General features: G+C 65.9%; 17 protein-coding genes, 1 tRNA gene and 1 pseudogene. 4 read left to right on the forward strand and 15 right to left on the reverse strand.

The window, feature by feature from the left end:
- Positions 1-149 precede the first annotated feature (149 nt).
- From ACK5M9_RS15405 to ACK5M9_RS15460, 12 genes and pseudogenes are all read right to left on the reverse strand, one after another.
- A complete protein-coding gene (locus ACK5M9_RS15405; protein ID WP_416894015.1) occupies positions 150-479 on the reverse strand; it encodes a type II toxin-antitoxin system PemK/MazF family toxin in 330 nt (109 codons plus the stop codon).
- Positions 476-724: pseudogene (locus ACK5M9_RS15410) on the reverse strand (antitoxin); the annotation flags it as partial. The pseudogene ACK5M9_RS15410 and the gene ACK5M9_RS15405, both read right to left, overlap by 4 nt.
- Before the next feature lie 169 nt (positions 725-893).
- Positions 894-1,925 carry an SAM-dependent methyltransferase gene (locus tag ACK5M9_RS15415; RefSeq protein ID WP_416894016.1) on the reverse strand — a complete coding sequence of 344 codons (1,032 nt, stop codon included), beginning with the start codon at positions 1,923-1,925 and terminating at the stop codon, positions 894-896.
- Between the two features lie 20 nt (positions 1,926-1,945).
- A complete protein-coding gene (locus ACK5M9_RS15420) occupies positions 1,946-3,496 on the reverse strand; it encodes an MCE family protein (protein ID WP_416894017.1) in 1,551 nt (516 codons plus the stop codon).
- Positions 3,496-4,665 (reverse strand): virulence factor Mce family protein, encoded by a 1,170-nt coding sequence (locus ACK5M9_RS15425; RefSeq protein WP_416894018.1) that lies wholly within the window; start codon positions 4,663-4,665, stop codon positions 3,496-3,498. Before ACK5M9_RS15425 ends, ACK5M9_RS15420 begins: the two co-directional genes overlap by 1 nt.
- Before the next feature lie 8 nt (positions 4,666-4,673).
- The gene (locus ACK5M9_RS15430) at positions 4,674-6,203 is read right to left on the reverse strand and encodes a virulence factor Mce family protein (RefSeq protein WP_416894019.1); all 1,530 of its coding nucleotides are present in this window, start codon (positions 6,201-6,203) and stop codon (positions 4,674-4,676) included.
- Positions 6,200-7,645 (reverse strand): MCE family protein, encoded by a 1,446-nt coding sequence (locus ACK5M9_RS15435; RefSeq protein ID WP_416894020.1) that lies wholly within the window; start codon positions 7,643-7,645, stop codon positions 6,200-6,202. Before ACK5M9_RS15435 ends, ACK5M9_RS15430 begins: the two co-directional genes overlap by 4 nt.
- Positions 7,642-8,667 carry an MCE family protein gene (locus tag ACK5M9_RS15440; RefSeq protein ID WP_416894021.1) on the reverse strand — a complete coding sequence of 342 codons (1,026 nt, stop codon included), beginning with the start codon at positions 8,665-8,667 and terminating at the stop codon, positions 7,642-7,644. Before ACK5M9_RS15440 ends, ACK5M9_RS15435 begins: the two co-directional genes overlap by 4 nt.
- Positions 8,664-9,878, reverse strand: a complete 1,215-nt coding sequence (locus tag ACK5M9_RS15445; RefSeq protein ID WP_416894022.1) for an MCE family protein — start codon at positions 9,876-9,878, stop codon at positions 8,664-8,666. Before ACK5M9_RS15445 ends, ACK5M9_RS15440 begins: the two co-directional genes overlap by 4 nt.
- Before the next feature lie 5 nt (positions 9,879-9,883).
- Positions 9,884-10,762: an MlaE family ABC transporter permease gene (locus tag ACK5M9_RS15450; RefSeq protein ID WP_416894023.1), complete on the reverse strand. Its 879-nt coding sequence runs from the start codon at positions 10,760-10,762 to the stop codon at positions 9,884-9,886.
- 1 nt (position 10,763) lies between these two features.
- Positions 10,764-11,561, reverse strand: coding sequence for an MlaE family ABC transporter permease (locus ACK5M9_RS15455; protein WP_416894024.1), 798 nt, complete (start codon positions 11,559-11,561; stop codon positions 10,764-10,766).
- A complete protein-coding gene (locus ACK5M9_RS15460) occupies positions 11,558-12,277 on the reverse strand; it encodes a FadR/GntR family transcriptional regulator (protein ID WP_416894025.1) in 720 nt (239 codons plus the stop codon). Before ACK5M9_RS15460 ends, ACK5M9_RS15455 begins: the two co-directional genes overlap by 4 nt.
- A 219-nt stretch (positions 12,278-12,496) precedes the next feature.
- Here ACK5M9_RS15460 and ACK5M9_RS15465 point away from each other — a divergent pair, with 219 nt between their 5' ends.
- Positions 12,497-14,872 carry a lysylphosphatidylglycerol synthase domain-containing protein gene (locus ACK5M9_RS15465; RefSeq protein ID WP_416894026.1) on the forward strand — a complete coding sequence of 792 codons (2,376 nt, stop codon included), beginning with the start codon at positions 12,497-12,499 and terminating at the stop codon, positions 14,870-14,872.
- Between the two features lie 37 nt (positions 14,873-14,909).
- Here ACK5M9_RS15465 and ACK5M9_RS15470 read toward each other — a convergent pair whose 3' ends face one another.
- The 3 genes from ACK5M9_RS15470 to ACK5M9_RS15480 form a co-directional block, all read right to left on the reverse strand.
- Positions 14,910-17,537: a GH92 family glycosyl hydrolase gene (locus tag ACK5M9_RS15470; RefSeq protein ID WP_416894027.1), complete on the reverse strand. Its 2,628-nt coding sequence runs from the start codon at positions 17,535-17,537 to the stop codon at positions 14,910-14,912.
- Between the two features lie 127 nt (positions 17,538-17,664).
- Positions 17,665-19,113, reverse strand: coding sequence for an amidase (locus ACK5M9_RS15475; protein ID WP_416894028.1), 1,449 nt, complete (start codon positions 19,111-19,113; stop codon positions 17,665-17,667).
- Between the two features lie 54 nt (positions 19,114-19,167).
- Positions 19,168-19,251 (reverse strand) — tRNA-Tyr (locus tag ACK5M9_RS15480).
- Positions 19,252-19,319: 68 nt separating this feature from the next.
- Between ACK5M9_RS15480 and ACK5M9_RS15485 the strand changes: the two genes are divergently transcribed.
- The 3 genes from ACK5M9_RS15485 to ACK5M9_RS15495 all read left to right on the forward strand — a co-directional run bounded on the left by ACK5M9_RS15485 (position 19,320) and on the right by ACK5M9_RS15495 (position 22,538).
- Complete coding sequence (locus ACK5M9_RS15485; RefSeq protein ID WP_416894029.1) at positions 19,320-19,811, forward strand: YajQ family cyclic di-GMP-binding protein; 492 nt, start codon at positions 19,320-19,322, stop codon at positions 19,809-19,811.
- Between the two features lie 140 nt (positions 19,812-19,951).
- Positions 19,952-21,460: a flavin-containing monooxygenase gene (locus tag ACK5M9_RS15490; RefSeq protein ID WP_416894030.1), complete on the forward strand. Its 1,509-nt coding sequence runs from the start codon at positions 19,952-19,954 to the stop codon at positions 21,458-21,460.
- A gap of 52 nt (positions 21,461-21,512) precedes the next feature.
- The gene (locus ACK5M9_RS15495) at positions 21,513-22,538 is read left to right on the forward strand and encodes an NAD(P)H-dependent glycerol-3-phosphate dehydrogenase (protein WP_416894031.1); all 1,026 of its coding nucleotides are present in this window, start codon (positions 21,513-21,515) and stop codon (positions 22,536-22,538) included.
- The last annotated feature ends 234 nt before the right edge of the window (positions 22,539-22,772 follow it).

Consider the following 22,772-nt stretch of genomic DNA (forward strand, 5'->3'; position numbering starts at 1 on the left):
CGTTCGCTGGACCGCCGCGCCGAGCAGGCCAAGATCGCCGCCCGCGCCGAAGGCCAGCACCAGGCGTACATGTCAGGTGAACCGCGGGGCATCTACGGCCAATATCCACCCGCACCCCTCACCGTATCCACGATGAGTGAGCTCTCCGGTCAATCGGAGCACCCGACCGCTACGGCCAACGCGGCGCAAACCGCGCGCATCCGAGTGTCCGCGAGCCGGCCCACTCGACTGACCAGAACCGATACCGAGACACTTTCGACGGAGTCCAGGTTGACCGCGCAGCGACGCGGAATCGGGTCGGCGTCGGGTTCGAGGACCACCTCGCTGGCCAGCCCCCGAACGTTCGTCGTACACGGAGCGACCAGAGTTCGACGCAGCCGGGGGATCGCCGCGTCCCGCGACAGCACGACCACAGGACGCCGCCCGATATCCGCCAACTCGCACCACCACACTTCGCCACGGGCGGGTAACCCGCTCACACGTTTCCCACCGCCCGGCGCCACGCCGCCAGATCGCCCCACGCGTCGGGTTCGCCGGCAGGGTGCTCGTCATAGACCAGATAACTCGCGTCGATCTCGGCCGACCGATGAGCCGAGACCAACGCGGCGAGTGCCTCATCGACGAGCGCGGCGTCGGTCAGCCCCGCGCGCAGGCTGCGCGCACGCCCGAGAAGCCCACCGTCGACCGTTGTGCTCAACCGTATGCGTTTCATGCCACAATTATGGCATCATCATGTGATCATTTCGTCGGTGGCGTGGCCGCATCACGCAATCTCTGATCTCGTCACAATCGTTTCGACGACGTGAAGCGACGGAGGGTTCCCGCCGTTTCGCCGACGGGATCGCAATGGACTCGCTCGACCCGCGCATTCCGAGGATCGGAATCCGAGCCGGCTACACCCGCTGCGCCGCAACGAACTGCGTGCGGGGCGAGGTGTCCTCCACCCCGTCGGGTATCCCCCGCCCGAACCCGGCCATCAGTTCGGCAGCGGGCGTCACGCTCGTCTCCCAGCCGTGGCGGCGCAGCCAGGCGCCGACGTCTTCGCGCTCCTCGAAGTACCAGAGTTCGTCGGTACGCGGCATAACCCGTTGCGGATCGACCTCGGCCATGATCCCGCGGAGGCGGTCCATCCGCTCGCGCCGCCGCGCACGAAGATCCGGATCCAGCCATTGGGCCCCGGGCGCTTCGACGGCAATCCTGCTTCCGGCCGCCGCGAGCACCTGGATGCGCTCGAACAGCAGCTCATGAGCGGCGGCGGGCAGATACGACAGCAGCCCCTCCACCGACCAGGCACTCGGTGCCGACGGGTCAAATCCTGCCTGTCGCAACGCCTCCGGCCAGTCCTGGCGCAGGTCCACCGCGACGGCGATCCGCTTGCACGCCGGCTCGGTTCGCAACCCGGGGCCAGATCCGGCACTCGAACCCGCAACAGACCCCGCAATGGCCGACACCTTGAACTCCAGCACCTTGGCCTGGTCCAGTTCGTAGACCGCGGTGCCATCCGGCCACGGCAACCGCCAGGCCCGCGAGTCCAGGCCGGCCGCCAAAATCACCGTCTGCCTGATCCCCGGGCCCCCGGCCTCCACTGCCTGCCCCCCGGCCCCGGCCCCGGCCCCGGCCCCGGCCCCGGCCGCATCGAGGAAAAACCCGTCGAAGAACGCCGTACGCGCCGCCATGTAGTCCACCATCGACTGCATCTGCACCGGCAGGTGCGGCTCGGCTCGCAGAAGTTCGTCGGGCAGGTCCGGCTTGGCGAACCAGTTCCATATCCCGTCGCCCACGACATCGAGGAAGACCCGCGCGTACGGATCGCTGATCAGCGGATTGTCGCTCTCGGTTTCCGCCGCCCGGGCTGCGGCCACACCCCATGCGGTCGCCCCGACGCTCTCGGTGATTTCCCAGCTGTCGTCGTCGCTGCGTGCCACTGTCACATCCTCAGTCGTTTTCAGCCGCCCGGTGCCAGCATGCTCTGCCAACCCCGGTCGCCGATGTGTTCGGAGCTCTCTACCGAATACACCGCACCGTCGGGCCCTACGACGGTACCGCTGGTCACGTCGTAGAGCGCGGTAGGTGCGACATCGGGTGTGTAGACGCACGGATTGGGTTGTTGGCCATTGCATTCGACGGTTCCGGACCCCGGACGTTGCAGCGGATCGCTGGACGGCGGCGGCGTGCCCGGAACCCGGTCCGCGGGTAGCGGGTTCTCGCCGGTGTTGACCGACGGCGCCGGCATCACCTGGCCGGGCTTCACCGGCTGATCACAACGGGCTGCCGGCGCCGGACAGGTGAGCAGCTGGTCGGGGTCCCCGTACCAGGGGTTGGTGCCGAGCGGCACGTAGGGCTGGTCGCTTCGGCACTCCCGGGGGGTCGCGGCCCGTTTGCCCGGCACGTCGACGCAGGGGTAATTCCGCGCTCCGCGAACCACATTCTGCGCATCCATGGGAATCTTGCAGTACGTGTTGCCCGGCAGTGGCGCCGCACTGGTGTCGGCCGGCGCCCGCCACTGCGAAGCCGGCAGGAAACCGGTCAGGCACGGCGGCGGTTGGTTGAGCGCAATCACCCCCACTCCCAGCGACGCCTGGCCGGGAGCACCCGAGGTAACCGACTGGGCGATGGCACCGGCCTGCGGAAGGAACACCAACGCCTGTTCGACGCCATTGCGGTAGCGCTTGAGCATGTCGAACACGATCTCGAGATTGGCCAGTGTCTGCGGCAGCGACTCCCGCACATCGCCGAACGCCGCATTGACCTGGTCGGCGGTCGGGGCCGCGTTGCCCAGAATGTGCCGTATCGAATCGTCCTGCTGCGCGGTCTGTGCGGCCAGCGTGTTCAGATTCGCCGCCCAGCGACCGATGTCGTCGCCGGACACGACCTGACTGTCGATGATGGCCGAGGCCCGCTCGACGATGTCGTCGATGTCGGTCAGGCTGCCCCGGAAGTCGTGGGCGATCGCCTGGGTGGCATCCACCAGCCGGCGCAGCGATGGCCCCATTCCGCCCACGGCCAGCGACGTCTCGTGCAGAAGATCGGCGATCGTGTCCTTGGGCAGCACCGCCAGCCCCCGATAGGCGGCGTCCAGCGCCGGACCGATCCGACCTGGAACGCTGGTCTTGGTGATGGTCTGCCCGTCGTGCAGATAGGGACCACCGCCGTGGGTTGCCACCAGGTCGAGATACTGCTCGCCGATCGCCGACACCGAGTGCACATCGGCCGACGCGTCCGACGGGATCCGGTAGCCGTCGTCGATGCTCATCCTCACCCGCGCACCGCGCTCGGTCGGCTCCACCTCGGTCACCGTTCCGATGGTGATGCCCCGGTAGGTGACGTTCGCGGTGCGGTACAGGCCGCCCGATTGCGGCAACTCCGCGTACAGCGTGTAGCGGCCGACACCGACGAGGCTGGGTATCCGCAGGAAGTACCACACCAGGACCACCACCGCGGAAACGGCCAGCAGAACCAGCACGGCGAGCTGGACCTTGATGAACCGGGTCAGCATCACTCCCCCCTTTCCACCAGCGGTCCGCCCGGCGCATCGTTGGGGTTGGGCGTGTAGCGCACATCGGGAATCATGGTGTCGGGGTCCCGGCCCCAGGACTGCTCCAGCGCCCGCAGCATCCCGGAGAACCCGGTTGCACTCAGCAGCGAATTGTCCAGGGTGGACAGCGTCATGTCGAAAGCCCCGGAGATGTTGATGTAGTCGCCGCGAATCACCTTGGCGACGTCGTCAATATTGAACGGCGCGGTCAGTCCCAGCCGCAGGGCGTCGACCACGAACGGGGCGGCCCGCAGCAGCTGCCGCAGCGGCCGTTGCAGTGCCCTGAGGTTCTCGTCGAGGTCGGCCCGGGAATCGGTCAACGCGGTGCCGGCGATTTCGCTGAGCCGGCCCAGAGACAGCATAGCGTCGGCGAACAGATCACGTGTGTCCGCGAAATGCTCTATCAACGGGGGCATTTCGGTGAGGACTTGGTCCAACGTGTCGCGCCGGTTCGCGACGGCGGCCAGCAATTGGTTCGACGAGTCGATGGCGCGGGTGAAATCGTCTCGCCGGCGGTTCAGTTCGGTCGAGAACGTGGCCATCCGCTGGAGGAATTCGCGAATCTGGTCGACGTGGCCGTCGAGAATCCCCAGAATTTCGGTTTGAATCAAATCCAGGCTCGGGATACCGCCACCGTTGAGGATCACCGCCACACTGGCCAGCGTGCGTTCGACTGTCGGGTAGGCAGACGAATTCCCCAGGGTGATCGTGTCTCCGCTGCGCAGAGGTTTCGGCGACGGCTCCGGCGGTGCGGCCAGCTCGACGTGCTGGGTTCCCAGCAGGCTGGTCTGACCGACCTTGGCGGTGGCGTTCTCCGGCAATCTGACGGTCGGGTCCAGACTCAGCGTCAGGGTCGCGACCCAATCCCGGCCGATCCTGATGTCGCGCACGGTGCCCACCCAGACGTCGGCGACCCGGACACGGCTGTTGGTGTTGAGCGCCAGGGTGTCGGGGAGCTGCACGTAGACGGTCATGTGATCCGGCCCCGCACCGTGCCCGACCGGCAGTGGGACATTGGCGATTCCGCGCCAGTCGCACGATGTGACCAATGCCGGCACCATTGCCAACACCAGCGCGTACAGTGCCCCGCGGCAGCCTCGGCGCACCCCGGCTCGCAGCAGCGCGCTCATCCTGCGCCTCACCGCCCCGGTCCTGCCGGGGAGGCGGCTCCGGGAGGCCCGGGCGTGGGAGCCGGTGGCAGATACCAGGGCGGCACCGGCGGATTGGACTCGTCATAGGAGTTCGGCGGTCCGGGCAGGTTTGTTCCGGGCGGCGGCGGAGCGATGTCGGGACCACCCATCAGCTCTGAGAGTGATTCAGGTGTAAGAAGATTCGATGTTGCCCTCTGAACCTGCATGCCCTGCATTCCCGGCGCGACAACCCAGCCCGGTTCGTGATTACCGTGAGAGAGCAGGGTATCCGGCGAGAATATTCCCGGCACCGTCGTGTCCTTGTATCCCGGCGGCGGCCGCAACCGATCCTCGGAGTAGGCGACCTCTTTGGGTAGAGCGGCCGCGGAACTGAAGAAGTTCGCACCCATCGGCAGATAGTTGAACTTGATCGTGTCCAGCACCGGTGTCAGGTACTGCGCGCACAACTCGGCGGAATCCTGATAGCCCAGCCGGCTGCCGGCCTGGATGGCACTGCAGATGAACTGCAGCGGATTGGCGAAGTTCGGGAATGCAAACAACCCCACCAGGGAACCGTGCAGAGGGTAGTAGATGTTGTTGAAGTTCGCCGCAAACGTCGGCAGCACGTGCAGCGCAGTTTCCAAACCGTCCCGGGTATCGGGTTGCAGGATCGTCGTCGTCACATCGGAGATGTTTCCCAGGTCATGGGTCAGGTCGGATCTGTTGTCCTCGACGAACGTTCGAACCTCGGCAAGCACATCGTCGACACGGCCGGCCATATCCGCGACGTCGTGATCGGATTCGGCGAACCAGTCGGTGAAATCGGCCAGGTTGTCGTTGAGCGCGACGAACTGCTTGTCGTTGCGGTAGAGGGCGGTGACGAACTGCGCCAGGCTGCGCGTGATCGCGACGAAGTCCCCCCGGCCCTCGTTCAGGGCGGTCAACGCCTGCGACAGGCCGTCCAGTGTCTCGCGGACCTGCCGCCCCCGGTGAGCGAGATTGTCCCCGGCCGAGTCGATGATGTCGCCGAACGGCCCCTTGGGCTGCGCCTCGGTGGGCCCGAGTTCCCGCAGGATGCCATTGAGGGAATCGCGCAACTGATCCCACTCCACCGGCACCGTGGTCCGCTCGACCGGGATCACCGCCCCGCTCCGCAGGGCCGGACCACCGGTGTAGGGCGGCGAGAGTTGGATGGTGCGGGAAGCAACCAGGCTGGGGTTCAGTATCGTCGCTGTCGCGCCGGCGGGCACCAGATACCGGCTGCTGTAGTGAAATTCAACCCGCATCTGGTCGCCGGACGGCTCGATCCTGTCGATCGATCCGACCCGCACCCCCATGATCTGCACCTTGTCGCCCGGGTAGAGGGCAAGTGTTTCGCTGAAGTATGCGACAACCCGGGTGTTGGTCAGCTTCCGGTAGATCTGCACCCCGGTCACAGCGGCGACAGCGGCCAGCACCATCGCCGAAACGGCCACCAGGATCACCGTTCGGGACAGCTTCGGCAGCCGAATGCTGCGGATGTCGAAGATCGTGCTCATTTGGTGCCACCTCCCGTTGCTGCCGGCCCCACCGGCTCCGTCCGGGCACCCGGTGGTGCGTCTGCCGGGAACGGAACCGGCATTCCGGGCACACTCGGAGGTATCTCGCCGGGTCGACCCGCAGCCGGCACACCGGGTGCCGCCGGAGGCGCCTCGGACGTCGGCGCCGACACCCGCACGTCCAGGGGCGCCGGGAAACCACCCGCGATCGGACCGAACGGACCCTGGTCGGACATGGCGCAGGGCAACGGATTTTCCGGCCCCGGGCGGGCGTCGGCTGAGGGTGTATACGAACAGGGCGAACCCGGCGGCACGGCCGGCAACGGATGCTCGGGGGTACCCTCCAGGACCACCGGGCCCGGCGGCGGTGCGCCGTTGGCGGACCGAGTGCCATTGGGATCGGGGAACCGGAATGCCGGCAATCCCGCGCTGCGCCAGAATTCCTCGGGATCGATGCCGCGCTTCTTGAATGCCGCGTCGACGAATGGCTGAAGCATCTGGGGGGGTATCAGATTGACGACGATCGCCTTGAAGTACGGCCCCGAGCCGACGGCCTCGGTCAGTGCCGCGGAGTACCTGGCGAAAAGTGTCAGCACTTCGCTGAGTTCGGTCTTGCGCTTGACCAATTCGTCGCTGACCGTGCCCAATTCCCGCAGCATGCGATTGATGTTGGGATTCTCCTGGAACATCGTCTTCAGCTGCTCGGAGGCCTCGGTGACATTGCTCAGCAGGACCTTCAACGCCTGGGAGCGCTGCTTGAACGCGGCGAGCAGTGTCCCGGAGTTCACCAGCAGGCCGTTGATCTGCTGGCTGCGGTCGCCGAGCACCCGGCCGATCTTGTTCGCGTTCTCCAGCAGTTGCTTGATCTGCTCTCCCCGTTCACCGATGCTGCTGGAGAATTCCTTGATGCCATCGAGGGCCGCGCCGAGATGTGGAGCCGTCTGGTCGAATGTCTCCGACAGCACCTCCAGCGACCGTTTGACGGCGCCGATGTCCCACCCGGTGGCCGCGTCGGTGGCGTCGACGAACGCGTCGTACACCTGGTACGGCGTGCTTGTCTGCGATGGCGGCAACACACCATTGGGCCGCAGGACTTGCGAACCCCGAGGCTCGATCTTTATGTTCCGCCGGCCGAGCAGCGTATCGGTCCGGATCGACACCCGGCTGGCGGTGCCGATGGTCTTGTCCGCCAAGGTGAATCCGATCAGGACTTTGTCACCCTGAATGACCAGTGACCGCACCAGGCCTACGTTCACACCGGCGATCCGCACCTGATCTCCGGTGCTGATCCCCCCGGTGTCGGCGAACTTCGCGTAGTACATCGGCGTCGCGAAAAGTACCGGGACACTGGTGAAGCTCTGCGCCACAGCAACAACCAGCAGGGTTACCGTCATTCCCAGCAGGCCCACCCGGCCTCGGTTGAATTCGGTCAGCACTCTCACTGCGGCGTGCACCTTCCGGTGGGCTGCCCGAAGAACTTGATCACCCGTACCGGCCCCCCGGGCTGCAGTCCGTTGACCTTCACCGAGACGTCGCAGAGGTAGAAATTGTAGAAGTCTCCGTAGGTGCCTCCGGCCCGGCCGATGGTGCGATAGGCCTCCGGGAGTTTGGCCAGCACCTCGTCGAACGGGGGAAGGTCGGCCACCATGGATTCCTGAATCCCTTCGAGATATCCGACGGTGTCGTGCAGCACCGGCCGGTTCTCCCCCAACAGGTCGGAAACGGTTCCGGCGGCACTGCTCAGGTGCGCCGCCGCGGCCGCCAGCGGGTCGGCGCGATCCTTGAGTCCGGTGATCAGGGTCTCCAGCTTGTCGACGGTCCGATCGAAATCCTTCTGGTGCTTCACGGCCGTCGTCAGCACGATGTTCAGGTTGGCGACAACCTCGCCTATCGCTTCGTCCCGGTCGGCCAGCGCTGTGGTGAACGACGCTGTTTGATCCAGGATTTCGTTGATGGTGGCACCCTGGCCCTGAAACACGGTGAGGATCGATCGGGCGATGCCGTTCACCTTTTCGGGACTCATGGTTTGCAGCAGTGGACGGAACCCGCCGATCAGCCCGTCGAGATCCAGCGCGGGCTGGGTCTGGTCCAACGGAATCGTCGCGCCCGCTGCCAGCTGTCGTCCGCTGTCGCCTCGTTTGAGTTCCAGATATCGATCCCCGATCAGGTTCAGGTACCGAATCGACGCGGTTGTCGCTCGATCCATCGGCAGCCAACGGATCACGTCGAAGGCCACCAGCACCCGGGTATCGCCATCGATCAGGGTCACCTTCGAGACTTTGCCCACCTCCACGCCGGAGGCGCGGACGAACTGGCCTGGCCGCAGTCCACTGGCGTCGCTGAACAGTGCCGAATACCCCGTGGTCCGGTCGAATCGCAACTGCCCGAACACGATGACGATCACCCCGGTGAACGCCAGCAGGACCAGCCACACGGCGCCCAGTTTCAGTGTTGTGATTCTCATGGGTTGATCGTGTTCTCCCCGTATTGGCGGCCCCATACGTACTCGGTGAGCATGGGCTGACCGAGTTCGACGTGGTTGTAGGGCGTGATGCTGGCGCCGGTGTCCATCACCAGATAAGGCGCCGGCCACAAGTCGCGGGTGATGGCCTGCCAGCAGCCCGGTCGCCCGCCGGGTCCACCGCGGGCATTCACCCGCGGCAGGTTGTCCGGATACACATACGGGTTGGGCGCCCCGAGGATCGTTCCCGCCGCCGACAGCGAATATCCGTTTCCGCCGATTGCCTCCGAGACCTTCGGGGCGGCGTCGTGGAAATTCCGGACCAGGCAAAACAGCTCCGGGCTGTAGGTGTCGAGCAGCCGCGCCGTGGGAACCAGGTCCGCCGCACCCCGGGTCAGATACGGTGCGCTGCGGGCGAACACCTCTCCCCCGGTCTTGCCGACGCCGACTGCCGCCAGCAAGGCCGCGTCCAGATTGCTCTGCTGGCTGTTCAGTGTGCGCACGGTCGTCACCGCGTTCTGAAGGAAGGCCCACAGATCCGGAGAGGCGTGGGTATAGACGTCGGCCAGGTCGGCAAGTCGCTCAACGTCGTAGCCGAGCTGTGGAAGTCTCGGATTCAACTGGGCCAGAATCTCATTGCCGTCGGCTATCGAATCGCCGAGCTTGGCGCCGAGCCCGCCGAGGGCTTCTGCCATCGCTGACAGCGTGGCATTCAGCTCGACCGGATCCACCTTTTCGGCCAGTGCGGTCACGGTTTCGAAGAGCGTATTGAACTCCGTGGTCACCGACTGGGCGTCGATTACGTCGCGCGGCGAGATTCGCCGGCGTTCGGGATTCTCCGGCGACGACAACGCCACATACTTGTTGCCGAACAGCGTTGCGGCCTCGATGTCGGCGACCACATTGGCCGGCATGTACCTGATGTATTTCGGATTCACGTCCAGTAGGAGCTTGGCGGCGGGCCGGCCGTCGCGGGAGAACTCCGAAATCGCCGACACCCGACCGACATCGACGCCGTTGTAGGTGACTTTCGAGCCCTCCTCCATCACCAGCCCGGCGCGCTGGGTCACCAGCGTCAGGGTGGTCTTGGCAGTGAAATCGCCGCGAAACTGCTTGTACACCAGGGTAAGAACCGCCACACCGACCAGTAGGGCGATCACACCCTCCGCATAGGCCCAGGCCCGGCGACGGTTGCGGGCGGGCAGGATCGGCACCGGGACTACACCGTGAGGTTGAAGTTGGGGTCGACGCCGTAGAGCGCAACCTGGGCCAATAGGACCACGACCACCACCGAAACCAGCGACAGCCGCATCGACCGGCCGACGGCTTGGCCGACACCGACCGGACCACCGGTGGCCGTGTACCCGTAGTAGCAGTGGCTGATCATCACCACCACCGCGATGATCACCACCTCCACCACCGACCAACCCACATCCTCGGGCCGTAGAAAGGTCCGGAAGTAGTGCTCGTAGGTGCCGTTGGATTGGCCGTACATGATGGTCGTGACCACCTGGCCGGAAGTGAACGCCATGTCCAAGGCCAGCGCGTACAGCGGAATGATCACCAGCAGCCCGCCCAGGATCCGGGTGGAGACCAGAAACGAGATCGACTTGATGCCCATGACTTCCAGTGCGTCGATCTCCTCGCTGATGCGCATGGCGCCCAGTTGGGCGGTGGCGCCGGCGCCGACCGTCGCAGCCAATGCGACTCCTGCGACGATGGGTGCCGCCACGCGGGTATTGGCCAGCGCGGCAAAGAACCCGGTGAATGCCTCGACGCCGATGTTGCCCAGGGACGCAAACCCCTGAATGGCGATCAGCGAGCTGCCGGACAGTGTGACGAAACCGATGATGGCCACCGTCCCGCCGACAACCGCCATCGCACCTGTGCCCATACCGATTTCGGCGGTGAGCCGGAGCGTCTCCCTACGGTAGCGGTACAGCGCCCACCAGATCTGCACGACCGCGATCCTGGTGAACTGTGCGAAATTTCCCAGGCCCTCGAGGGCGCCCGTCTTGGCCCGGCCATAGCGGTCGACGCCGGCCGCCGACCGCGGATAGCGGACGGGCGGTGCGGCAGGCGCTATCGACCACACCATGTCAGTGCCCTGTCCCGAACCGGACGCCGATGGTGGTCAGGACCACGTTGACCGCGAACAAGCCAATCACGCACAACACCAGCGTTTCGTTGACCGCGGTGCCGACGCCCTTCGGCCCGCCCTGGGTGGTGAGCCCGCGGTAGCAGCCGACGAGGCCGGCGATCGTTCCGAAGATCGCCGACTTGACCACCGAGATGATCACCTCGGGCAGACCGGTGACCATGGTCAGCGTTCCGACGTAGGCGCCGGCCGACACGTGCTGAATGAAGACGCCGAAGACGAATCCACCCACCAGCCCGATGGTGATGACCGCGCCGTTGAGCAGGGTGGCCACGATGGTCGCGGCAACGACACGCGGCACCACCAGCCGGTGAATGGGGTCGATTCCGAGGACCTCCATCGCGTCGATTTCTTCGCGCACGGTGCGCGCACCCAGGTCGGCGCATATCGCCGTCGCCCCGGCCCCGGCGATGACCAGGACGGTGGTCAGCGGGCCCAATTGGGTGACCGCCCCCAGCGCCGCACCCGCGCCCGAGATGTCGGCGGCACCGAACTCGGCCAGCAGGATGTTGAGGGTGAAAATGATCAGCACGGTCAGCGGTATCGACACCGCCAGGGTCGGCAGCAATGAGACACTGGTGATGAACCAGCCCTGGTCGATCATTTCGCGCCAGTGGAACGGCCGACGGGTCATTGCCTTGCCGGTCAGTACACAGGTGCGATAGAACCCACCGACGGCATCGATCCCGGGCTGGACCTGGGCGCGAACGAAATTGGCGATCTCGACGTGGGTTGTCACGTGCGTCCCAAACGGTCGAGCTCGGCCATCAGCGTCGAATTCGTGGCCTCGAGCATTTTCTCGGCGACGGTCTTCGCCTCGGCCGAATCGCCGGAGCAGATCGCCTCGGTGAGCTCGCGGTAGGCGGCCGGCTGCCTGAGTTCAGGGGTCTGTGTGGCACCGAGCGCCACCAACGCCGGTTCGTAGGTCAGCCGAAATACGTTGTACATCAGCTGGAATACGATCGATCCGGCGCCTTCGACCACATGATCCCAGAACTCCAGCGCGTGGCGTTGCCACGCGATCGGGTCATCTTCGCTCTCCAGCTCGCGCACGGAATTCTCCAGTAGCGCGGCCAGGCCGGGTCCATGGCGCTGGGCGGCCAGCTCGGCGATCTGCGGCCCGCTACGCGACCGCACCTCCAGGATGCTGCGGAAAACGGCGCCGTCCAAATTGCCGTCCCGGAACAGCAGCTGCGGCAGCAGATCCAGGCCCGCGTGCCGCCGAAAGTCACGCACGGTGGTGACGTCGCCGTGACGCACCTCGACCAAGCCCGCCGCCGAAAGCCGCTTGAGCGCCTCGCGGACGGCCGGCCGTGAGATTTCCAGCATCTCCGCCAGCTTGCGTTCACTGGGCAACGCCTCGCCGGCCCGGATCTCTCCGCTGAGCACATCGGCGGCGATCTGCTCGAACACCGCGTCGGGTACCGATCGGCGAACTACCGGCTGGAGCACCACGGGCCAAGTATGGAGCTCGAAAAGGTATGAGGTCAAGTGGCCATACCAATAATCCTCGACTTTGTCGCACCCTCCATAGGCGGACACTCAGAAGTTCGCGCCGGGCATCCATCGAATCAGCCGCCCGGGAAATTCGGCGTCCGGCTAAGTTGTCTGCAGACAGCCGGTACACCGGGCCGCAGGAAAGACACCGCCGATTGGATCCGAGGATCTGCGCACATGCGAGTTGACGGGCGCGACATCACCGTCTCCGGCAGCTTGCTGCAACCGCTTACCCGGCGCACCACCGACATCATCCGGCTGGCCCTGGCCACCGCCGCCCTCGTTCTGGCGGTGACCAGTTCGCTGCTCACCCGGCCCGGATGGGTGGCACTGGAGAAGTCGATCTCCGAGATCGTCGGCGTCCTCACCCCCGCTCAGGCCGACCTGGCATACCTGGTGTACGGCGCCGCGATGCTCGCGCTGCCGTTCATGATCCTGGCCGGACTCGTGCTCTTCGGGCAATGGAAGCTACTGGGCGCCTACGCGGTCGCGGCGTTGCTGGCGACGCTTCCGCTGTCGATAAGCAGCAACCGGATCTCGCCACCACGCTGGCACTTCGACCTCTCGGAGAAGCTCACCACGCTGCCGGCCCAGTTTCTCGACGACCCGCGCTGGATCGCGATGCTGGCGGCAGTACTGACCGTGTCGGGTCCCTGGCTGCCCGCGCGCTGGCGGCACCGGTGGTGGGCCCTGCTGCTGGCTTTCGTACCCATACACCTGGTCATCAGTGCCATCGTGCCGGCACGCTCGCTGGTGGGGCTGGCCGTGGGATGGTTCGTCGGCGCGTTCGTGGTTCTGGTGGTGGGGACACCGGCGCTGGAAGTACCGCTGGAGGGCGCGATCCGCGCCATGGCGGACCGCGGTTTCGAGGTCACCAGGCTGGTGGTGGTGCATCCCGCGGGATCAGGCCCGCTGGTCCTGGCCGCGGAATCGGGGAATCCCCAACCGTCGGGGACGGTCGAGTTGTACGGCCCGCACCAGCGCAGCGGCGGCGCGCTGATACAGCTGTGGTGGAAGATGCGCCTGCGCGGGACCGAAACCGCTCCGCTGCAGACATCGCTGCACCGCGCCGTCGAGCATCGTGCCCTGATGGCCATCGCCGTCGGCGACGCCGGAGTGGCCAACACATCGACCATCACCCTCGCCACCCTCGACCGCGGCTGGACCCTGTACGCACACCAACCCGTTCAAGGGACTCCGCTCGATGAGTGCGCAGACACCACCGCCGTCTCCGAGGTGTGGGAATCGCTGGGCGTACTGCACCGCCAACGGATCTCGCACGGCGACCTAAGCTGCAATCAGATCACCGTGGCAGGCGACGCGGTGCTCTTCGGCGGTTTCGGAGCGGCCGAATACGGCGCCACCGACGCACAGCTGCAATCCGACCTCGCCCAACTCCTGGTCACCACGGCGGCACTCTACGGCGCCGAGCCGGCCGTTACCGCCGCTATCGGTGCGTTCGGCCGCGACAGGATCCTCACGGCGTCCCGTCGGCTCACCAAATCTGCTGTACCCAAACGGATCCGGAAATCTGTAGCCGATGCCAAGAGCGTGATTTCCGCCGCCCGCGCGGAGGTGAAACGTCAGACCGGCGCCGACGAGATCGAATCCGAGACCATCACCCGCTTCAGCCGCAGCCAGTTCATCCAGCTGATCCTGATCGGAGCACTGGTCTATGTCGCCTACCCGTTCCTGAGCACCGCGCCGACGTTCGTCTCCGAACTGCGCAAGGCGAACTGGTCGTGGGCACTACTCGGACTGCTGGTCTCGGCGCTGACCTACGTCGGGGCCGCGGGCGCACTGTGGGCCTGCGCAGACGGATTGGTCAGCTTCTGGAAGCTCTCGATCATGCAGGTGGCCAATACGTTTGCGGCGACCACCACACCGGCCGGGGTCGGTGGACTGGCCTTGAGCACCCGGTTCCTGCAGAAAGCCGGCCTGACTCCGTTGCGGGCCACCGCGGCGGTGGCACTGCAGCAATCGGTTCAGGTGATCGTCCACGTGGCGTTACTGGTCTTTTTCAGCGCGGCCGCCGGGACATCGACCGACCTGTCGCATTTCGTGCCCACCGCCACGGTGCTGTACCTGATCGGTGGTGTGGCACTGGGTATCGCGGGAACCTTCCTCCTGGTGCCCAACCTGCGGCGCTGGCTGGCAACCGAATTGCGTCCCAAGCTGACGGAGGTGGGTCGTGACCTGCGCGACCTGGCCCGGGAACCCAAGCGACTCGCGCTGATCGTACTGGGTGCCGCCGGAACGACTCTCGGTGCGGCCCTGGCGCTGTGGGCCAGCGTCGAGGCTTTCGGCGGTGGCACCACTTTCGTCACGGTCACCGTGGTCACAATGGTCGGCGGGACCCTGGCCTCGGCCGCACCCACCCCGGGTGGCGTCGGCGCAGTCGAGGCGGCGCTGATCGGCGGGCTGGCCGCCTTCGGCGTGCCGGCGGCCATCGGGGTGCCGTCGGTCCTGCTGTACCGGGTGCTGACCTGTTGGCTTCCGGTGTTCGTCGGCTGGCCGGTGATGCGCTGGCTGACCGAGAACGACATGGTCTGAACAGCCGCCAGCTGTCCGCCGGAGTTCTTCCAGCAAGCTATTCCTCATGGTCGGAAGTCGAGACTATAACCAAAACCATACTGCGTCTGCTGGTTTCACCTGAGGTGGTGATCAGGTCCAGCACGTAGGAATCGTAGGGGACGGACGGCGCCACCGTGATCGTCACATCGGCCGTCGCCGATCCGTCGTCGCCGAACTTCGCCGTGACCGATGCAACGGTGATTCCGTTGACAGGTGCCGTCCCAGTGACCGTGTACTCCGCCGCGGCATCGCTCATCCGTTGCGCATCCAATGTCACGGTCCCGGTGCTGCCCGGCGTGATGGTGACGATGGGATCGGAGATATTAACGGCCACAGTCGAACTGCCAATTCCAAACGATGGCGGAGCCGAGAGTTGTCCGTCGCCCCACGCCTTGTCCGGCTCGCCCGCAAGCGCAAAGTCGACGTTGCCGCCGGAGACGATGATCGATTCGGGAAGATATGTCCGATCGCTGGGCTCTCCGTCGACACGTAAGCCCCTGATGTACTGCATTCGGTTTCGCCCGGACGCCCCCGGCGCGCTGACCCGGATGAATTTCCCGTCCGGCAAGGCGATTTCGGCGCGATCGAACAGCGGTGTGTTCACCGTGAGGATAGGTGTGCCAGGGGTGATCGGATACATTCCCAGCGCGGCCCACACGTACCAGCTGGACATCGCGCCCAGGTCGTCGTTGCCCGGCGCACCATCGGGACTCGGACCGAACAGCCCGCGCACCCGGTCGACCGTGAGCTGAGTTCGCCACGGTTGTCCGATGTAGTTGTACAGCCACGGAACTCCGAAACACGGCTCGTTACCGGCCCACAGGTAAGGCTCGTTGGGGCCCACGTTCAGCTTTTCGGTGAACCGGTCGAGCCGCTCGGCCACCTCGGCACGACCGCCAAGAGCAGCCACCAGGCCGGCGACATTGTGCGGAACCAGCCAGAGGTACTGCTCGGCATTGCCCTCGTCGAACCCCGGCTGGCCGAACCCCCTGTCCGGAATGTCGAACCCGGGGCCGCCGCTGAAGAATCCGGTCGGACTGCGCGGCGAGACGTACCCGGTACTGGCATTGAACAGGTTCTGCCAGTAGTGCGAGCGGCGCTGAAACTCGGCCGCTGTCGCCTCGTGGCCGAGTGCCCGGGCGAAGCGGGAGATGGCGAAGTCGGCCACCGACCACTCCAGGGTCACCGATGCGCCCGGGCCGAATTCCGGCAGCTGGGGGGCATACCCCAGCTCCCGGTAGGTGACCGCCCCCGGGCGCTCCACGTACCCGTGAACACCGGCACCGCCGGTGTTCGCCGCCCGCACCATATAGCGCAACGCCAACTCGGCATCGAAGTCCTTGGCGCCGAACGCATAGAAGTTCACCAGAAGCGGCACCACGGCGTCGCCGGTCATCTGGCTCGTCGCACCGTTGGCCAGCGCCCAGCGCGGAAGCGCTCCGCTTTGCTCAGCGTCGTTCACCAGCGACTGGGCCATATCACCGGCCCGCTCCGGGAACACCAGTCCCTGCAGTGCGGCAAGGCTGCGGTAGGTATCCCAGTCGGAGAAATTGGCGTACTGCGTCCGCCCTGCGGCCAGCGTGTGAATCGTGTCGTCGAATCCCAGATAGCGACCGTCGGCATCGTTGAAGGTGTTGGGGTGCAGTAACGACCGGTACAGGCTGGTGTAGAACGTCACCAGGTCCCCGGGGTCCCGGCCTGCCACCCGGATGCGCGACAAGGCGGCATCCCACGCGCTCGACGCACTCGCCCGGTCACCATCGAAGCTCCCGTCGCCCTCAGCCCCGAGGTTGGCCAGCGCGCCGCCGATTCCGACATAGGAGAGGCCCGTGCGGACTTCGAGCACGGTTCCCGCCGGGAACTGGACATACCCGCCGCTGTACGGCGAATTCGATTGCCGGGCACCGGCGTAGACCGAGGAGCCGTCCCAGGTGCCGTAGCTGGTGAACGGCTGGCTGAACTTCATTGCGAAGTACACCGTGTAGGTGTTCTTCTTGCCGCAGAACGAACCGCTGGTCGCCCAACCGGTGATGGTGGTGTTGTCGTCGCCGATCCGCAGGGCGGCGCGAGAGTTGCCGGCCAGCGAGGCGCCGGCCCGCACGTGAAACACCGAGGGCCCGCGATCGATCGGATAGCTGAACCGGCCCACACCGGTACGGGTGGTGGCGGTCAGTTCCGCTTTCACCCCGGTGTCCGGGAACTGGACCGTGTAGTACCCCGGTACCCCCACTTCGGTGTCGTCGTGAGCGATTCGCTCCCAGGCTTCCCACGGTTGCACGCCCACCGGGGTGGTTGTGGGAAGCATGGAAACGTCGCCGAACGCCGGGCAGCCGACCGAGGCGTGGGTCATGCTGAACCCGGTGGCGCGCGCGTTCGCATGGTCGTAACCGGCGTAGTTGTTCACCGTGTCCGGCGAGTACTGGACCATGCCGAACGGCATCGCCGGCCCGGGAAAGTTGTTGATCTCGCCCACCCAGTCACCCCCGGTCCCGGTGCCGATGAGGGTGTCGACGTACTTCGCCGGATTGACGACCAGCAGGGGTTCGCCGTCGTAGGCGGTCGGTGAACCCAGGATCAACGGCACAGCAAGGACGGGCACAGCCGCCGCTGCGAAGACGACCCTCAGCGACCTTCGAGACCGCATAGATTTCTCTTACTCCACGCGAGCACTTTCGGCGGGCATTTCGGCCAAACTGCGCGCGTCTAACTCTCGAACAAATCCCGCGAGCGTAGCGCCACGGCGACGTCAGCCGGGAATTTCAGCGACCACGTTACGCTGGCGGCACGTCCGGACGGTGAGACGACCAGGGATGCGCCGATTCCAGTTGCGCGGCCACCCGAATCAGCACGTCCTCGCGACCGTAGCCGGCGACCAGCTGGACCCCTATCGGCAGGCCATCGGCATTGCGGTGCAGCGGCAGGCTGACCGCCGGCTGCCCGCTCATGTTGAACGGTGGTGTGAAAGAAGCGAATTGCGCGCCGCGCCGCATCGGCGCCGTAGGATTCTGCGGATCGTTGTCGAACTCGATCAGCAGCGGCGGAGGTTCGGCCACCGTCGGCGTGAGCAGCAGGTCCCAGCCGTCGGCCCACCACTGTTGCACCTCACGCCGAAAGGCATACATCGCGGCTTCGGCCACCGCATAGTCCACGGCACCGACGTGCCGCGCCCCCTCGATCAACGCCCAGTTCACCGGTTCGATGTCGTCGGAGGTCAATTCCCGCCCGATGGTCTCGCCGAAGCCGCGGGCCGCCATCGCCAGCTGGGTAGCCCACAGCGCCATGAACTTCTGCTGCAAAGCCCTATCGCCCAGGCACGCCGGCCAGGCCGGCTCGACCACGTGTCCGAGCCTCTCGAGCATCCCCGCCGCGGCACGCACCGCCGAAACGCAATCCGGGTCCAGGAACTCGCCCCGCGGGTGGACGTCCAGCAGGCCGATTCGCAGCCGGCCGGGGTCGGCCCCCACCTCCTCGCGGTAGGGGCGCGACGGCGGGGGTGCGATCACGGTGTCCCCGATACCGGGGCCGCGTACCGCGTCGAGCAGACCGGCGATATCGCGGACCGTGCGGCTCAGGCCCAACTCCACGCCAAGACCCACCTCGGCGCGTTTCGGTCCGACGGTGATCCGCCCCTGACTGGGCTTGAGGCCGACCAGACCGCAGCACGATGCCGGGATCCGGATGCTGCCGCCCCCGTCCGAGGCGTTGGCAAACGGCACCATTCCGGCGGCGACCGCTGCGGCGGCACCCCCGCTGGAGCCGCCCGGCGTGCGGTCCAGCGCCCAGGGGTTGCGGGTCGCTCCCCACGCCAACGGCTGAGTGGTGGGCAGGCTACCCATTTCGGGGCTGTTCGTCCGCCCGGCGATGACGAGTCCGGCCGCCTTGAACCGGGACACCAGGCTGGTGTCGGCGGTGTCGATGCGGCCGGCATTCTTCAGGGCAACGTTGCCGTTGGTCAGTGTCTGACCGGCGAAACTGGTGTAGAGATCCTTCAGCAGAAACGGCACCCCCCGGAACGGGCCGTCGGGCAGCCCCGGACCGGCGGCAACTGTGCGGGCGTGGTCGAACCACTCGATGACGACGGCGTTCAACGCCGGGTTGAATCGTTGGATCCGGTCGATCGCCGCTTCCAGCAATTCCGTGGGTGTGACGTGTCCGTCGGCCACCAGTGCAGCCTGGTCGGTTGCGTCCATCCAGCGCGTCTCGTCAGTAAGAGCACCCATAGCCCTAGCCCTACCACGCCCGATCGGGCTCAGGCAACGCAGTGATCCGCCCGGTGGTGGCAGGTACAGGATTCGAACCTGTGAAGCTTTCGCGACGGATTTACAGTCCGCTCCCATTGGCCGCTCGGGCAACCTGCCGCCTAGCAGGGTACAACGACGGGGTAGACAGAGCACAAACGGCTAGCAACCCAGGAGGCAGGTACCCCATGGCGGATTCATCGTTCGACATCGTCAGCAAGATCGATCGCCAGGAGGTCGACAACGCACTCAACCAGGCCGCCAAGGAGCTGGCCACCCGATTCGACTTCCGCGGGACCGACACCGGGATCGCCTGGAAAGGCGAGGAAGGCATCGAACTGACGTCGTCCACCGAAGAGCGCGTCAAAGCCGCCGTCGATGTGTTCAAGGAGAAGCTGATCCGCCGCGACATCTCGCTGAAGTCCTTCGACGCCGGCGAGCCGCAGGCCTCGGGCAAGACGTACAAAGTGACCGGCACCCTCACGCAGGGCATCAGCAGCGAGAACGCCAAGAAGATCACCAAGCTCATCCGCGACGACGGCCCGAAGACCGTCAAAACCCAGATCCAGGGCGAGGAGGTTCGCGTCACCAGCAAGAAGCGCGATGATCTGCAGGCCGTCATCGCGATGCTGAAGAAGGCCGACCTCGACGTCGCACTGCAGTTCGTCAACTACCGCTGACTGCTGACTACTGACTACCCCGACCTCGGAGCGCACCACAGCGGCCACGGCCACTGGCCGACCGGGCAATGGGTACCTAGGCTGGGTGCCACCACCCGCGTACCGGGCGTGACACCACCCGAAGTCAAGCGAGGTTCACGATGACCGCGACTCCCCAGGAAGCCGCACACAACCCAACCGCGACAGAGTTCGTCGACGTCGTCATCGTCGGCGCCGGTATTTCCGGCCTGGGCGCGGCCTACCGGATATTGCAGCGCAACCCATCGGTGACCTACCGGATCCTGGAGCGGCGCGAACGCATCGGGGGCACCTGGGACCTGTTCAGATACCCGGGTGTTCGCTCGGACAGCAGCATCTTCACCCTGAGCTTCCCCTACGAGCCGTGGACCCGCGAAGAAGGTGTTGCCGACGGCGAGCACATCCGCGAGTACCTCAACCACGTCGCACACAAGCACGGGATCGACGAGCACATCGAGTTCAACAGCTACGTCCGCGGAGCGGACTGGGATTCGACGACCGACACCTGGACCATCACCGTCGAACAGGCGGGGGTCACCAAACACTGCCGCAGCCGGTTCGTGTTCTTCGGCAGCGGCTACTACAACTACGACCAGGGCTACACTCCCGACTTCCCCGGTATCGAGGACTTCGGCGGCACCGTGGTGCATCCGCAGCACTGGCCCCAAGACCTGGACTACGCGGGCAAGACCGTGGTGGTGATCGGCAGCGGCGCCACCGCGGTGACCCTGATCCCCGCGATGGCCGAACGCGCCGGCAAAGTGATCATGCTGCAGCGTTCGCCGACCTACATGATTTCGGCATCCAAGTACAGCAAGTTCGCCTGGGCATGCCGTAAGTTGTTGCCCCGCAGGGCGGCCCACCTGGTCATCCGCCTCTACGCCGCTCTCACCGAGGGCCTGTTGTGGTTCCTGTCCCGCAAGACGCCGGCATTCATGAAGTGGCGGCTGCGCCGCAAGGCGGTCCAGACGCTGCCTGCGGGCTACGACGTCGACGTCCACTTCAAACCCCACTACAAGCCGTGGGATCAGCGGTTGTGTCTCATCCCGGATGCCGACCTGTACAGCGCCATCGCCGACGGTCGCGCAGACGTGGTCACCGACCACATCGACCATTTCGACACCACCGGCATCGCACTGAAGTCCGGCCAACACCTCGATGCCGATATCGTCGTCACCGCCACCGGCCTGCGGCTACAGGCACTCGGTGGCGTCGACATACGCATCGACGGCGCCGAGATCAACCCCACCGACCGCTTCGTCTACAAGGCACACATGCTCGAAGACGTACCCAACCTGTTCTGGTGCGTCGGCTACACCAACGCTTCCTGGACACTGCGAGCCGACATCACGGCCCGCGCCACGGCGAAGCTGATCGAGTTCATGGCCGCGCACGGTTACACCCATGCCAGCCCCCATCTGGGCGGCCAGTCGATGCCCGAGAAGCCCTCCTGGGACATCCAGGCCGGCTATGTCCGTCGGGCGCTGCACGCACTGCCCAAGTCGGGCACCAAGCGGCCGTGGAATGTGCGCCAGAACTACTTCGCCGACGCGATCGACTATCGGTTCGACCGCGTCGAGGAGGCAATGGCCTTCGGTCTCGCTGCGAACCGCACTCCGCTCGCCGGATAGGCACCCCGCTCGGGCACTGTCAAATGCCCGGCGACCGCAATAGGGTGAACTCATGGCAGTCAGTGCGCGCGAACCCAAAGTCGTCGTCCTCGGTGGCGGTTCCTGGGGCACCACGGTGGCATCCATCTGCGCGCGCTGCGGTCCGACGTTGCAGTGGGTGCGCTCCGAGGACACCGCCAACGACATCAACGACAACCACCGCAACACCCGGTATCTGGGAGAGGAAGTCGTCCTCAGCAAGTCCCTGCGCGCCACGACCGACTTCGCCGAAGCCGCCAACTGCGCCGACGTCATCGTCATGGGGGTGCCCTCCCACGGCTTCCGCGGCGTCCTCACCGACCTCGGCAAGGAACTGCGTCCGTGGGTGCCGGTGGTGTCACTGGTCAAGGGTCTCGAGCAGAGCACCAATATGCGCATGTCGCAGATCATCGAAGAGGTGCTGCCCGGCCACCCGGCAGGAATTCTCGCCGGACCCAACATCGCCCGCGAAGTGGCCGAGGGCTACGCGGCAGCCGCGGTGCTGGCGATGCCCGACCAGCACCTGGCCACCCGGTTGTCCACTCTGTTCAGCACGCGGCGTTTCCGCGTCTACACCACCGACGACGTGATCGGTGTCGAGATGGCCGGTGCGCTGAAGAACGTGTTCGCCATCGCGGTCGGCATGGGTTATTCGCTGGGGATCGGCGAGAACACCCGCGCACTGGTGATCGCCCGGGCACTTCGCGAGATGACCAAACTCGGTGTGGCAATGGGTGGCAACACCGAGACGTTTCCCGGCCTGGCGGGCCTGGGCGACCTGATCGTCACCTGCACCAGCAAGCGCAGCCGCAATCGCCATGTCGGTGAGCAACTCGGCGCGGGCAAGACCATCGACGAGATCATCGCGTCGATGAATCAGGTCGCCGAGGGGGTCAAGGCCGCCAGCGTGATCATGGAGTTCGCCAACGAATTCGGACTCAACATGCCGATCGCCCGGGAAGTCGACGCGGTGGTCAACCACGGTTCCACCGTCGAGCAGGCCTACAGCGGCCTGGCCGCCGAGACACCCGGGCACGAGGTGCACGGAACGGGCTTCTAACCCGGCTGTCGCCACCGTCACACCGCATCGACGCCCTCCGGAGACGTCACAGCGAAAATTTGCGTTCGCTATGCACCTGGCCCGCCCGGTTGCCGGCACCCACCAACCCCCATACCGTCGTAGGCAGGTCGTCCGGCGATTGAACTCAGGAACACAGTTGTTCTAGGGGAATGGAATTCGCCTATGCACCAATACGTTACGACTTCGCAACAATGCGCGATCCGGGGTGGGACA

The organism is Mycobacterium sp. (genome assembly GCF_047975165.1).
Classification (GTDB): domain Bacteria; phylum Actinomycetota; class Actinomycetes; order Mycobacteriales; family Mycobacteriaceae; genus Mycobacterium.